Origin of the sequence: Citrobacter sp. C348 (assembly GCF_047467975.1) — a bacterium.
Lineage (GTDB): Bacteria > Pseudomonadota > Gammaproteobacteria > Enterobacterales > Enterobacteriaceae > Citrobacter > Citrobacter gillenii.
Genome location: NZ_JASJUJ010000001.1, coordinates 819,709 through 833,709, shown reverse-complemented (window position 1 = coordinate 833,709; position 14,001 = coordinate 819,709). Strand labels below are relative to the sequence as shown.

General features: G+C 53.3%; 12 protein-coding genes. 4 read left to right on the top strand and 8 right to left on the bottom strand.

The window, feature by feature from the left end; genetic code table 11:
* Positions 1-238: 238 nt before the first annotated feature.
* Positions 239-1,537, top strand: coding sequence for an MFS transporter (locus QNN86_RS03955; protein ID WP_181617619.1), 1,299 nt, complete (start codon positions 239-241; stop codon positions 1,535-1,537).
* On the opposite strand, the gene QNN86_RS03950 is transcribed toward QNN86_RS03955, so the two are convergent.
* The 5 genes from QNN86_RS03950 to trxC all read right to left on the bottom strand — a co-directional run bounded on the left by QNN86_RS03950 (position 1,534) and on the right by trxC (position 7,255).
* On the bottom strand, positions 1,534-1,869 hold the full coding sequence (locus QNN86_RS03950; protein ID WP_217438869.1) for a YfiM family lipoprotein: 336 nt from the start codon (positions 1,867-1,869) through the stop codon (positions 1,534-1,536). The genes QNN86_RS03955 and QNN86_RS03950 overlap by 4 nt on opposite strands.
* Positions 1,870-1,900: 31 nt before the next feature.
* The gene (gene pssA, locus QNN86_RS03945) at positions 1,901-3,256 is read right to left on the bottom strand and encodes a CDP-diacylglycerol--serine O-phosphatidyltransferase (RefSeq protein WP_117343486.1); all 1,356 of its coding nucleotides are present in this window, start codon (positions 3,254-3,256) and stop codon (positions 1,901-1,903) included.
* A gap of 114 nt (positions 3,257-3,370) precedes the next feature.
* The gene (locus QNN86_RS03940; RefSeq protein WP_279277820.1) at positions 3,371-6,031 is read right to left on the bottom strand and encodes a bifunctional acetate--CoA ligase family protein/GNAT family N-acetyltransferase; all 2,661 of its coding nucleotides are present in this window, start codon (positions 6,029-6,031) and stop codon (positions 3,371-3,373) included.
* A 36-nt stretch (positions 6,032-6,067) separates the two neighbouring features.
* Entirely contained in the window at positions 6,068-6,766 is a 699-nt protein-coding gene (gene tapT / locus QNN86_RS03935) for a tRNA-uridine aminocarboxypropyltransferase (RefSeq protein ID WP_182269333.1), read from the bottom strand.
* A gap of 69 nt (positions 6,767-6,835) precedes the next feature.
* Positions 6,836-7,255: a thioredoxin TrxC gene (gene trxC / locus QNN86_RS03930; RefSeq protein ID WP_045446319.1), complete on the bottom strand. Its 420-nt coding sequence runs from the start codon at positions 7,253-7,255 to the stop codon at positions 6,836-6,838.
* 208 nt (positions 7,256-7,463) lie between these two features.
* Between trxC and QNN86_RS03925 the strand changes: the two genes are divergently transcribed.
* Complete coding sequence (locus QNN86_RS03925; protein WP_117343488.1) at positions 7,464-8,543, top strand: tRNA/rRNA methyltransferase; 1,080 nt, start codon at positions 7,464-7,466, stop codon at positions 8,541-8,543.
* A gap of 33 nt (positions 8,544-8,576) precedes the next feature.
* On the opposite strand, the gene ung is transcribed toward QNN86_RS03925, so the two are convergent.
* Positions 8,577-9,266, bottom strand: coding sequence for a uracil-DNA glycosylase (gene ung, locus QNN86_RS03920; protein WP_181617617.1), 690 nt, complete (start codon positions 9,264-9,266; stop codon positions 8,577-8,579).
* Positions 9,267-9,583: 317 nt separating this feature from the next.
* Between ung and grcA the strand changes: the two genes are divergently transcribed.
* Positions 9,584-9,967 carry an autonomous glycyl radical cofactor GrcA gene (gene grcA, locus QNN86_RS03915; RefSeq protein WP_096756118.1) on the top strand — a complete coding sequence of 128 codons (384 nt, stop codon included), beginning with the start codon at positions 9,584-9,586 and terminating at the stop codon, positions 9,965-9,967.
* 124 nt (positions 9,968-10,091) lie between these two features.
* Here the strand turns inward: grcA and srmB are convergent, their stop codons facing one another.
* Positions 10,092-11,420, bottom strand: a complete 1,329-nt coding sequence (gene srmB / locus QNN86_RS03910) for an ATP-dependent RNA helicase SrmB (protein WP_181617616.1) — start codon at positions 11,418-11,420, stop codon at positions 10,092-10,094.
* Positions 11,421-11,550: 130 nt separating this feature from the next.
* On the opposite strand from srmB, the gene trmN reads away from it, so the two are divergent.
* On the top strand, positions 11,551-12,288 hold the full coding sequence (gene trmN, locus QNN86_RS03905; RefSeq protein ID WP_279277822.1) for a tRNA(1)(Val) (adenine(37)-N(6))-methyltransferase TrmN: 738 nt from the start codon (positions 11,551-11,553) through the stop codon (positions 12,286-12,288).
* On the opposite strand, the gene nadB is transcribed toward trmN, so the two are convergent.
* Positions 12,273-13,895, bottom strand: a complete 1,623-nt coding sequence (gene nadB / locus QNN86_RS03900; protein ID WP_181617614.1) for an L-aspartate oxidase — start codon at positions 13,893-13,895, stop codon at positions 12,273-12,275. The genes trmN and nadB overlap by 16 nt on opposite strands.
* Positions 13,896-14,001 lie beyond the last annotated feature (106 nt).

The window sequence follows — 14,001 nt, the reverse complement described above, 5'->3', positions numbered from 1 at the left end:
GCAAAGTGAAAACTGCCGGATGTGGCGTGCCGCCTTATCCGGCCTACAAGAGCCCACACTATTTTTGACCGATAATCCGGATCTCTTCCTCGAACATATCTGAATCATTTTCCTGCTAATTAAAACTGTGATCTTTCTCACGCAATATATTATAACAATTATATAACATTTGGTTCACCAAAAAAGACGCAACCATCATTGATAAATTCACAAGATCCTTGGCAGGGGTACAATTCTAATGGCTGATAGCAGTGTAACTGAGAATGGGGTGCTGACGGGCAGCGACACCCGTCGTCGTATATGGGCAATCGTAGGGGCATCATCAGGGAATCTGGTCGAATGGTTTGACTTCTACATCTACTCTTTCTGTTCCCTCTATTTTGCCCATATCTTTTTTCCTTCAGGAAACACCACCACACAACTGTTACAGACTGCTGGGGTTTTCGCCGCAGGGTTTCTGATGCGGCCTATTGGCGGATGGATTTTTGGCCGGATAGCCGATAAGCACGGACGTAAAAAGTCCATGTTATTGTCAGTATGCATGATGTGTATGGGATCGCTGGTGATCGCCTGTCTGCCCGGGTATGAAACGATTGGTACCTGGGCACCTGCGTTGCTGCTGCTCGCCAGATTATTTCAGGGGCTGTCTGTTGGCGGAGAATATGGCACCAGTGCGACCTACATGAGTGAAGTCGCCGTGGAAGGTAAGAAAGGGTTTTATGCCTCATTCCAGTACGTGACCTTGATTGGTGGGCAACTTTTGGCATTGCTGGTTGTGGTGATATTACAGCAAACGTTAGAAGACTCAGCGCTCAGAGCATGGGGCTGGCGTATTCCCTTTGCGCTGGGAGCCGTACTGGCGATTGTCGCGCTTTGGTTACGTCGTCAGTTAGATGAAACCTCAAAACAGGATGTGCGTGCGCTGAAAGAAGCAGGCTCCCTGAAAGGGCTATGGCGTAACCGCAAAGCCTTCGTGATGGTGCTCGGATTTACTGCTGCGGGTTCGTTGTGTTTCTATACCTTCACCACCTACATGCAGAAGTACCTGGTGAATACGGCTGGTATGCATGCCAACGTGGCCAGCGGTATAATGACGGCGGCACTGTGCGTGTTTATGCTGGTACAGCCGCTGTTCGGTGCATTGTCAGATAAAATTGGCCGCCGTACCTCGATGCTGTGTTTTGGCGCATTAGCTACGTTGTTTACCGTTCCTATCCTGACGGCATTGCAGAATGTGACCTCCCCGTATATAGCATTTGGTCTGGTCATGTGTGCCTTGTTGATCGTCAGTTTCTACACGTCAATCAGTGGCATTCTGAAGGCCGAAATGTTCCCGGCGCAGGTTCGCGCGTTGGGGGTAGGATTGTCTTATGCAGTGGCGAATGCCTTGTTTGGTGGATCGGCCGAATATGTTGCGCTGTCGCTGAAGTCTGTTGGTATGGAAACCACATTTTTCTGGTACGTCACCGCTCTGGCCGTGGTTGCATTCTTTGTCTCATTACTGCTGCACCGCAAAGGTAAAGGCCTGCGCCTCTAATGGTGGGCCATTTGCCAGACGGCATAGCCGGTGGATGCGCCGGCGACATCCCAGGCAAAATCTTTCCAGCTCCAGCCGCTTCCTGTGGGGCGGCTGTCCCAAAGTTCTTTTGATGCGCCAAGACTAATGGAGAACATGAAACCGATGGCAGCGCTGCGATCGGCGCTGTTTCCCTGATGCTGAGCGTACTCGTTACCGGCGGCGGCCAGCATGGCTGAGGCAATAAAGTGTTGTGCTTTGTCTTGCCCGCTCCAGTTGTCGTTCGCCATATGGCTACAACCAGAAAGTGTCAGGATACTGGCGAGAATAAACAGGCGCACCGTGGTCTCCATAGGAAAAACCCCGTCAGCGACGGGGTTCAGGTTACAGAATACGGCTGATTAATCTGTCGATTCGGATACGGCGGAGTCGACGGATGAGCTTACGCACTTTAACCGGATAGTCGGCAATACTCTGCAGGTCGCGATAGTGCTTAACGACGGTAGTATGTGTGCGGATGAGCTCCAGCTCTTTCTCACGCTGAAGAGTCAGTTCCTGCTTAGGATCGTGGATCAGAATGGCGTTTTCCAGATCCAGGCGCCAGGCGCGAGGGTTAAGGTTGTTGCCGGTGAGCAGCATCCATTTATCATCCACCCACATGCCTTTCAGATGATAAGTATTGTCATCATCTTTCCATAAGCGTACGACCAGTTGATCGGTATTAACGTAATACTGTAGTCGGCTCAGGAAGCGGCGAAGGTTTATTTCATACAGATAGGGCAGCGCGCCGATAATCTTAAACGGCTCATCTTCCGGGATGAAAAAGTCGTTAGCGGTCTTATCGCCCACGATAATTTCAACCTTTTTCCCTTCACGCAGAAGCTGGATAATATTGCGCACCAGTATCGCTGGCAGGTTGAAATAAGGGGTACAGATTGTGAGTTTCTGCTCTGCGCAGGGCATCAGATGGAAAATGGTCTTATTCAGCAGACTGGATTTTCCGAGCCCAACCAGAGGCGTCACCGAAAGCTGTTCATTATCCGCATTACCCTGGAAATGGAATGACGCATCACGTAATTCCTGACGATACAGGCGGATGTCGTTTTTAATTTCCGGGCTTTTAGGGCGATTGATATCATCAAGACGATTCACGCCGCGACCATTCATCAGGTTCTGCGTGACCCAGTCGAACATGATGTCAGCCATTTGCGCATTGCGAATCAACTGGTAGCGATCGTAGCGATATTTATCATGCTGATGTAGGTAAACGTCGTTCAGGCTGGCGCCGCTATACAGAACGCTATCATCGATGATAAAGCCTTTGAAATGCAGGACGCCAAGCGCTTCACGGGTGTTAATCGGTACGCCGTAGACCGGAATATCGATCCCTGGATTTTCTTGCGCCATTCGGCAGTACCAGTCAGCGTTGGTATTAGACGCTGCTGCGCCAATGCGTCCGCGCTGGGCACGATGCCAGTCGACAAGCACCCGGATATCAAGCTCAGGACGCTGCCGCTTAGCCGCATAAAGCGCGTCGAGGATGCCTTTGCCACCGTCGTCCTGTTCCAGATACAGGGCGATGATGCAAATACGTCGCGTCGCGCTGGCTATTTTCTCCAGCAGAGTCTCCCTGAAATTAGCGGGAGCATAAAAGAAATCTACATCATCAACTGATTGAGAAATCTTCGGTAGTTGGGCAAGGTGTTGTTGATGTTTATTACGCTTAAATTTTGACAACATCACAGTGCATTTCTTCTCTGTTCATTGAAGGGTCCTCTGTGCTATGCAGACGACATAAGCGAGCAATGATAACACCAGTACCCGTTAAAGTGGTCAACATTTCCAGTACCTTACTCACGATTCCTCATATTGGGCCAGATTAAGCGTTAGCCCAACAATTCCCTCTTCGAGCTGGACGTCTACAGCAAACCCGAGTTTTCGGGCCAGGGCGACCATCCCCCGATTGTTCGGCATCGTAATACCATTCAGACGTCTCAGTCCGTGATCTCGGGTGTAGGTAATTAATTTTTCCATCAATCGCCGCCCGAGCCCCAGCCCTTTGAGATCCGATCGTACCAGTACGGCAAATTCGGCATCGATGTTATCGGGATCGGAAATTGCGCGCGTCACGCCGAGGATCTCTTCAGTGTTATCACGGCAACGTACCGCCACAAAGGCCATTTCCCGATCGTAGTCGATCTGCGTCATATTGGCTAAATCTTCATGGGTAAATTCATTGATCTCACTGAAATAGCGGTAATACAGATCTTCCTTCGTCACTTGCGAAATGAACTGCTGCAGATGGGGTTCATCCTCCGGCAGAATAGGGCGGAACAGGCAGCGTTCACCATTTTTCATTTCGACCCACTCTTCAAGCTGATGAGGATAGGGACGCACGGCCAGTCTGCTTTCGTTGTCGCCCGTGAAGGGGGCAATATCCAGCGTAACATCGAGGGCGGTGAATTCACCGGCGGATGCCAGTAATGGGTGGATATCCAGACGTTGAATTTCCGGGCAATCGACGATCAAATTGGACACCTGAACCAAAAGCTGGCTTAAACCGGCGACGTCTAAAGGACGTAGCGCACTGCGGGCGCGAATCTTTTTGTTTTTGATCCCCTGGATAACCAGATATCGTGCGAGGTTCATGTTCAGCGGCGGCAATGCCACCACGGCTTGCTCTTCCGGTCGCCACTCTACGCCACCTTCTCCCAACATAATGAGTGGCCCAAATACCGGATCGTGTTCGACGACCACGCGCAGTTCCTGAGCCCCCGCGCGGTTAGCCATACTCTGGACAAGCAAACCGTGGATACGCGCCTGCGGCCAGGCCATTTTCACCCGATCAAAAATCGCATTGGCGGCCTGCTGCACTTCGGTTGCCGTACGCAGGTAGAGCATAACCCCTTGAACTTCCGATTTATGCGGGATATCGGGAGAACGTAGCTTGAGCGCTACCGGATAACCAATTTGCTCGGCGATGTGTACGGCTTCTGCGCTGTCGCTGGCAATCCAGGTGGGCAGCGTGTGCAAGCCATAGGCGTGCAAAATAGGCTGAACTTCATGCGTATCCAGCGATGTTGCCCCGTCAGCAATCGCCTGTTGTAACAGATTATGTGCCTCGGCGGTGTTGGCCGTCAGGCTGTCAGGGAGCACTGGTGTTTCACGCAGTTGCTTCTGGTTACGCCGGTATTCAACCATATGCATAAACGCGGTGATGGTGCCTTCCGGTGTACGATAGGTGGGTAATCCCGCTTCACTAAACAACCTGCGGGCTTCCTGGGATGAAAACTCCCCGCACCAGTTAGTGAGTAAGGAGACAAACTTGCCGCGCGGATGCTGTTTCACCGCCTCAATCAGCGCCTGCGCGCTTTCGGTGCCAGGTGCGGCTGCGCTAGGCGAGTGGATGACCATCAGGGCGTCGAAATCCTGGCTGGCGAGTAAAATATTCAGCGTTTTAACGTAATGCTCACTGCTGGCATCGTCGCGCAAATCCAATGGGTTGGCGATATCAACGTGGGTTGGTAACGCATCGCGTAGTTTCTGGCAGGTCTCTTCGCTTAGCGTGGCCAGCTTGCCGTTGCGTGACCACAGTTCATCTAACGCCAGTGCGGCAGGGGCGGCGCCGTTGCTGATCATCATCAGCCTGTCGCCACGTAGAGGACGCATGTGGCTGAGGGTTTCCACCGCTGAGAAAAGCTCGTGCGTGTCCTGTACGCGCAGCAGACCGGCACGCTGGATGGCGGCGTCCCAGGCCGGGTCCATTCCCGAGCTGGTATGCAGCAAGCGCTGAGCCGCCGGGCTACGACCGCTTTTAATCACCAAAATGGGCTTGTTGCGCGATGCGCTACGTGCCGCCGAGACGAAGCGGCGGGCATCGCTCAAATGTTCGAGGTAGAGCAAAATCGCACTGGTTTTACTGTCGCGGGCCAGGTAATCAAGCAGCTCATCAACGTCAATATCCAGGCTGTCACCCAGCGCGATAAAATAAGAAAACCCCATTTCTCTCTGCTGTGCCCAGTCGAGAATCGTATTGGATACGGCGGCGGATTGAGAGATAAAAGCCAGCTTGCCGCGCTTAATAGGGACGGGGGAAAAGCTGGCATTAAGCCCCTGCCAGGGAGCAAGTAGCCCCAGACTGTTGGGGCCCAGCAAACGTATGTTGTAGCGTGATGCGCAGGCCAGCAGTTCAGCGTGCTGCGCCGTGGGCGCTGACAAAATAATACAGGTTTTGCAGCCTTTCTCGCCTAGCGCCTCCAGCAGCGTCAGGTTGCGGCTGGCATTGGTACACAAAACGGCAAGATCGGGAGAAAAAGGCAGGCTGGCGATAGTGGGCCAGGCCAGTACGCCCAACACGGCTTTCCAGGTGGGCGTCACCGGTAAAACCGGTCCGTTGAAGCCTCCAGCCAGTAAGTTACGCATCATCAGGTAACCGGCACGATTGGGCTTCATTGACGCCCCAATCACCGCAATGGATTTTGGTCGCAGTAGCGCTTCCAGACCACGTTGACTCATATCGGCTTCCTTAATGACACCAGTGACCGAATGATTTTAAACGCTTTCTGTTGAGTCTGCTGTGACGCTTCCCTGATGTTGGGTTTTTCCTGCCAGGTAGCGCGTTTTAAAGCGCGTGAAGTGCTCGCTTAACCCTTCGGCGGCTTGCGTATCGCCAGCCAAATCCAGCAAGGCAATCGCCACTTCGGCAGTGCAATACTGTCCTTCGGCATGGGCTTCGCGCAGGCGGTAAGCGGAAAGGCGCGATAAATCGACGGAGATCACCGGCAAGTTATCGAGATACGGACTTTTACGGAACATTTTGCGCGCTTCCGGCCAGGTACCATCGAGCATGATAAACAGCGGCGGTTTACCTGCTGGTGGCGTGAAAATGACCTCACGGCCCTCGTCGGCATAAGACGCCGGGAAGACCACCATCGGCTGATAATCTGGATTTTTCACCAGCTCAAGCAGCGCTGATGGTGGCTCGGTGCGCGACCACTGAAACGCTGCGGTATCCGGCAGAATATCGGCAATCAAACGCCCGGTGTTGCTGGGTTTCATCGGTTCGGTATCAAACATCACCAGGCAAAAACGACTCTTCGCCTGGGTAGGGCTCAGCGTTTCGCACAGGCACAGTTTCAGCGGCAGTAAGCAGCGCTGGCAGCGGCGAATACGGTTACCTCGGGCAAGAAAAGGGCGCGTGGCGCGCGCAAGGCGCTCGGCACGTAACTGGAGAACGGCGTTATTGGTCATCGGGAAGCACGTTGAAAAATGCTATTGTCGCAGAGGACAAAACGGGGCACAAGATGTGCCCCGTAGAGATTATAATGATTCGTTAAGCCAGCTATCAAACGGGGCTTTAGGCACTGCGCCATTGAGCATATCGACGACTTCACCTTTCTTGAATATCATAATGGTCGGAATGCTGCGGATGCCGAAACGTGCGCTGAGTTCGCGTTCAGCTTCGGTATTCACTTTAACAAAACGCACTTTACCGCTACGCTCTTCAGCGACATCTTCAAAAATGGGGGCGAAGTTACGGCATGGGCCACACCATGGCGCCCAGAAATCGACCACCACCGGAAGATCGTCTTTTAACAGCTTATCCAGCGTAGCACCGGTCGCATTGATCACCTCACCGTCAAACAGGTCGTGACCACAGCGTCCGCATTTGGCCGTATCCTGAACACGATCTTCGGGGATGCGGTTGATAGCCTGGCAGCTGGTACAAACGGTATTCATAACTAACCTCTGGATGAGTAGGGTGGACCTCGCGGCAATCACGCCGATATGTTTCTGTTATGTTACATATTATCGGGGAGACTGTTTTAAACAGCAATGCGTTTTATTCAATGAGTACAATAGTCATAAGCTTTTAAATGAAATAATGGCTAACGACGTGCACATCGGGTAATCTGCGCGCTTCGCGCAGAGCAGGTGGAGAAAAGAAATGAGCGACGAACTGAAGAACAAAAACGGCAAGGTCAAAGTGATGTACGTCCGCAGTGACGATGACTCGGACAAGCGCACCCAAAATCCACGTACCGGTAAAGGCGGCGGTCGCCCAGGTACTTCCCGAGCCGAAGGCGGTCGTCGCCCTGCCCGTGATGACAGAAAGGGTCCGAACAGTGAACGTGGCCGCGATCGTGGACGTGACCGCGATGTTGAACGCGACCGTAAACGTGAAGACTCACCGTGGCGTACCGTATCCCGCGCGCCGAGCGATGACGTAGCGGAAAAAGCCGATCACGGTGGGATCAGCGGCAAGAGCTTTATCGATCCTGAAGTATTACGTCGTCAGCGTGCGGAAGAAACCCGCGTTTACGGTGAGAATGCCTGTCAGGCGCTGTTCCAGAGCCGTCCGGACGCCATTGTCCGCGCCTGGTTTGTCCAGAGCGTGACACCACGATTTAAAGAAGCATTACGCTGGATGGCGGCAAACCGCAAAGCCTACCACGTGGTTGACGAAGCCGAACTGGCGAAAGCTTCCGGTACTGAACACCATGGCGGCGTGTGTTTCCTGATTAAAAAACGTAACGGTACAACCGTTAAGCAGTGGGTTGGCCAGGCGGGGGCGCAGGATTGCGTACTGGCGCTGGAAGATATCGCCAACCCGCATAACCTGGGCGGCATGATGCGCAGTTGCGCTCACTTCGGTGTGAAAGGCGTGGTCGTACAGGATGCCGCGCTGCTGGAATCCGGTGCAGCTATACGTACCGCGGAAGGCGGTGCCGAGCACGTGCAACCGATCACTGGCGACAGTATTGTGGATGTGCTGGATGATTTCCGCAAAGCAGGCTACACGGTCGTGATGACCTCCAGCGACAAAGGTAAGCCTTTGTTCAACACCACGCTGCCAGAAAAAATGGTGCTGGTGTTAGGCCGCGAGCGTGATGCGCTGCCGGAAGCGGCATGTTCTGCAGACGATTTGTGCATCGCCATCGACGGTACGGGCAATGTAGAAACTCTCAACGTCTCCGTCGCGACGGGCGTCCTGCTCGCGGAGTGGTGGCGTCAGAACAAAGCCTGATAGTAAAAATGCCAGCGAATCGCTGGCATTTTTTTACTCGCTCTCAGCCGGCAGCACCGGCATCCAGTCGATCGGTTTTTCACCGCGTTTGTCCAGCCACTCATTTGCCAGAACAAAGTGATTGCAGCCAAAGAATCCGCGGTGTGCCGAGAGCGGAGACGGATGCGGCGCTTTCAGAATATGGTGACGCTGCGCGTCAATAATGGCCCCTTTCTTCTGCGCGTGCGCGCCCCAGAGTAAAAACACCACGCCTTCACGGTGCTCGTTAATCAGGCTAATGACTTTATCCGTAAAGGTTTCCCAGCCCAGACTGGCATGCGAATGTGCCTGTCCTGCCCGGACGGTAAGGACGGTGTTCAGTAACAGTACCCCCTGACGTGCCCAGCTTTCCAGATACCCGTGCGTGGGACGTGTAAAGCCCGGGACCGTCGCTTCGAGTTCTTTATACATATTCAGTAATGACGGTGGAGTGGCTACGCCTGGGCGCACAGAAAACGCGAGGCCATGCGCCTGGCCGGGACCGTGGTAAGGGTCCTGTCCCAGGATGACAACTTTCACATCGCCAAGCTCGGTAAAGCGAAATGCGTTAAACACATCTTTTTGCGGCGGGTAAATCGTCATGCCTGACTGGCGTTCACCGGCGACGGTATGCAAAGTGTTAACAAAATAGGGTTTCTGTTTTTCTTCGGTCAGCACATCGTGCCAGGTTAATTCGGTAGTCATCTCGCTCTCCTGCGAATTTCATTCCCCCTAGCTTAACTGCTTCTCTCTGGGGCGCAAAATTCTCTACGATTCTCAAGGGACTACCCCTTAAAGATAGTTGAAAATTTATGTAAAAATTTTATCTGCACGCATGGCGTAAGTTGATGTAAAACAATAAAATCCACTCATCACCACTTTGTATGTGTGGTTTTTGTTGATTTACATCAATGAATCAAGGGTGTGTGAGGGGTATATATACACTCAAGCAACAATGGTTTTACCAATTGGCCGCGTGAAGGCCAGCCGAAATCAAATAATTTTGCCGGGGAGGCATCAACATGATTACAGGTATCCAGATTACTAAAGCTGCAAACGACGACCTGCTGAACTCTTTCTGGCTGCTGGACAGCGAAAAAGGCGAAGCACGCTGCATCGTTGCTAAAGCAGGTTTCTCTGCTGATGAAGTCGTTGCCGTCAGCAAACTGGGCGAAATCGAATACCGTGAAGTACCGGTAGACGTGCAGCCGGAAGTTCGCGTGGAAGGTGGTCAGCACCTGAACGTAAACGTTCTGCGTCGCGAAACGCTGGAAGATGCGGTTAAGCATCCGGAAAAATATCCGCAGCTGACTATTCGTGTTTCTGGTTATGCGGTGCGTTTCAACTCACTGACTCCAGAACAGCAGCGCGACGTTATTGCCCGTACCTTTACTGAGAGCCTGTAAGGCTCGCGGGGTTATACCCCGGTAATCAGATAATAAAAAAGCGGAACATGCCAGTGCATGTTCCGCTTTTTTGTCGTTGAAAGAAGGTAAAAAAAATACCGGGTTAATTAACCCGGCATACCGTTTACTCTTTGTCAGACTGCGGCGCGGCAGCTGCGCTCGGCTTGCGACGCTTGCCGATATTTTTGGCGTCGCGGTGACGTTTCTTCACGCGCGGCTTCTCTTTGTCTTTCTCTTTTTTCTCGGCACGTTTCGCCAGCACTTTCTTGGATGGCTTACCGTTAGACTTCTCACTTGGCGCGCGCGTTGTTGGACGCAGTTCGTCAACCACGCGCGGCTTTAGCTGCTCGTCGACATAGCGACTCGCTTTGCCGAGCAGCAGGTGGTCGTGCGCTTCTACCAGAGAAATGGCGGTGCCTTTACGGCCTGCGCGACCGGTACGGCCAATACGGTGCAAATAGGCATCGCCACTACGAGGCATGTCGTAGTTAAACACGTGGCTGACATCAGGAATGTCGATACCGCGTGCCGCAACGTCGGTGGCAACCAGCACATTCACACGACCATCGGTCAGACGTTTGATCGCTTCGTTGCGCTTGCTTTGTACCATCTCGCCTTCGAGATAGCAGTTGTTGATCCCCGCCTGGCGCAGCCAGCCAGCCAGCTCGTGCACGCGCTCGCGTTTACGCACAAAGACGATAGAACGCGTTGCTTCAGGCTGCTTTAACAGGTGAATCAGCAACGCTGTTTTGTGTTCGATATCATCGGCACGATAGTACCACTGATGGATCTTCTTACGTTCGCGGGTGGATGGATCCGCAGAAACCTCAACCGGATCTTCCAGCAGGCGCTCGGCAAAATCTTTAACCGCATTGCCTTCCAGCGTGGCAGAGAACAGCATGGTCTGCTTGCGCCAGCGGGTTTCACCGGCGATATGCTCGATATCCTGGGCGAAGCCCATGTCCAGCATACGATCGGCCTCATCGAGGATCAGCGTTTCAACCGCGTGGCAGTCGAAGTTCTCTTCTTTAATATATTGCAGCAAACGACCCGTGGTGGCGACCACGATGTCCTGGTTTTCGCTGAAGACTTCCATGTGGTTCATGTAGGCTACACCGCCGGTAATCGTGGCGACATCCACATGTGTATTCTTCGCCAGTTCACGGGCGTGATCGGCAACTTGCATTGCCAGTTCACGGGTCGGCGTCAGAATTAAAACGCGCGGTGGACCTGATTTTTTGCGCGGAAAGTCGAGCAGGTGCTGCAACACTGGCAGCAAATATGCCGCCGTTTTACCGGTGCCTGTCGGCGCAGAACCGAGTACATCACGGCCATCGAGCGCAGGTGGAATGGCGGCTGCCTGAATAGCTGTCGGGCGAGTGAAACCTTTTTCCTGGAGGGCATCCAGCAGGCTTTCATCGAGTTCAAGTTCGGAAAAAGTCGTTACAGTCATGTTCTACCTCTGTGTGGGGCGCTGATTATAGACGTTACGGCTGCAATCTTCATCTGTTTGTATGGATATACCTTCTCAGGTATTGTTTTTATCCTATGTTATCGTTTTTTTTCCAGGAAGGTTGTTTTTCATGCCCCAGTCTTCATCAGTACTTCGACGTAATGGGTTTACCTTTAAACAGTTTTTTGTGGCACACGATCGTTGTGCAATGAAAGTTGGGACTGACGGAATTTTATTGGGGGCCTGGGCCCCTGTCGCAGGCGTAAAGCGGATCCTTGATATCGGCACCGGGAGTGGTTTGTTAGCACTGATGCTGGCCCAGCGTACAGATAACAGCGTCCTGATTGATGCGGTGGAGCTGGATGTTGACGCCGCGCAACAGGCAGAGGAAAACATCGCGCAATCTCCGTGGGGGCAGCGTATCCGGATCCATACTGAAGATGCTCAACGGTGGATCCCTCGCCAGACCGTGCGCTTTGATCTGATCATCAGTAATCCCCCTTATTACGAGCAGGGCGTAGAGTGCGGGACACCGCAGCGCGAGCAGGCACGTTATACCACGACGCTCGATCATGCGGCACTGTTAACGTTGGCGGCGGACAGTATTACCGAAGAGGGCTTTTTTTGCGTGGTACTGCCGGAGCAGATTGGTAACGCCTTTACCCAGCAGGCATTCAGCATGGGATGGCATCTGCGCCTGCGTACAGATGTGGCGGAAACCGAAGCCCGGCTGCCGCATCGGGTACTGCTGGCTTTCTCCCCGCAGGCCGGGGAGTGCTTTAGCGACAGATTAGTGATCCGTGGGCCAGACCAGCGTTACTCCGAAGGTTACACCGCGCTGACCCAGGCATTTTATCTGTTTATGTGATGGCTTAGCGGCGAAAGAATTGAGGGGCCTGATTCCGGCAACTGCTCTGGATAATCCAGCGTATAGTGCAGGCCCCGGCTCTCTTTACGCATCATTGCGCAGCGCACAATCAGCTCGGCGACCTGGACCAGATTGCGCAGCTCCAGTAAATTGTTTGACACGCGGAAATGGGCGTAATACTCGTCGATTTCCTGTTGCAGCATCGTGATGCGTCGCAGGGCGCGCTCCAGACGTTTGGTCGTGCGCACAATGCCGACGTAATCCCACATAAACAGCCGCAGCTCGTGCCAGTTATGCTGGATGACCACCAGCTCATCCGGGTTCTCTACCCGACTTTCATCCCAGCCCGGTAGCGTGCTAACGCTGCGGGCGTAAGGCATTCGACGATCAATATCTTCCGCCGCAGACCAGCCGTATACCAGGCATTCCAGCAGCGAGTTCGATGCCATACGGTTTGCACCATGCAGCCCGGTGTAGCTCACTTCGCCGATGGCATACAGGCCATCGACGTCAGTCCGGCCAAAATCATCGACCATCACGCCACCGCAGGTATAGTGCGCAGCTGGCACGATAGGCACTGGCTCTTTGGTCAGGTCGATCCCCAGGCCCAGCAGCTTTTCATAAATCATCGGAAAATGCTGGCGGACAAATTCTTCCGGTTTATGACTGATGTCGATGAACATGCAGTCCGCACCCAGACGCTTCATTTCATGATCGATCGCACGCGCCACGATATCGCGCGGCGCCAGTTCACCACGCTCATCAAAGTCGGGCATAAAGCGTGAGCCGTCCGGGCGTTTCAGGTGGGCACCTTCGCCGCGCAGCGCTTCGGTCAGTAGAAAATTGCGTGCCTGCGGGTGATACAGCGCGGTGGGATGAAACTGGTTAAACTCGAGGTTGGCGACGCGACACCCTGCGCGCCAGGCCATCGCAATTCCATCGCCTGAGGAGATATCTGGATTGGTGGTGTACTGATAGACCTTTGATGCTCCCCCGGTGGCCAGTACGACCGATTTGGCATGACAGGTTTCGACGGCTTCTTTATTACGATTCCAGATCCATGCGCCAACCACCCGACGTGTACCCGGCAGGCCGATTTTATCGGAAATGATCAGGTCAACGGCGTTGCTACGCTCCAGTACCTGAATGTTGGGATGGTTCTGCGCCTGACTGACCAGTGTGGTTTCGACCTCTTTGCCGGTGGCATCCGCCGCATGCAGGATGCGTCGATGGCTATGACCGCCTTCGCGGGTCAGGTGATAACTCTCTTCACCATTGGGCTGAACCTGCGTATCAAACAAAACGCCTTGATCAATGAGCCACTGGACGCACGTTCGGGCGTTGCTGGCGACGAACTCAACTGCATGGCGATCGCACAATCCCGCGCCAGCAATCAGCGTATCCTCGACGTGAGAATCGATACTGTCGGTTTCATCAAAAACAGCGGCAATGCCTCCCTGGGCATAGAATGTAGATCCTTCACTCACAGGCCCTTTACTCAGGACAATAACCCGATGTTTCTCAGCCAAGCGCAAAGCCAGGGAGAGTCCGGCAGCACCGCTGCCAATAATCAGCACATCACAGGATAATTCAGGCGTTGTATTCATGATTGTTGTTTAATTTACTAAACAGTGTTTGGTCACCATAGCACCACATTGCGCGAAACTGCACGTGAAATTTTTAATTGTGTTGCAATGGCTAAACACGAAAGAA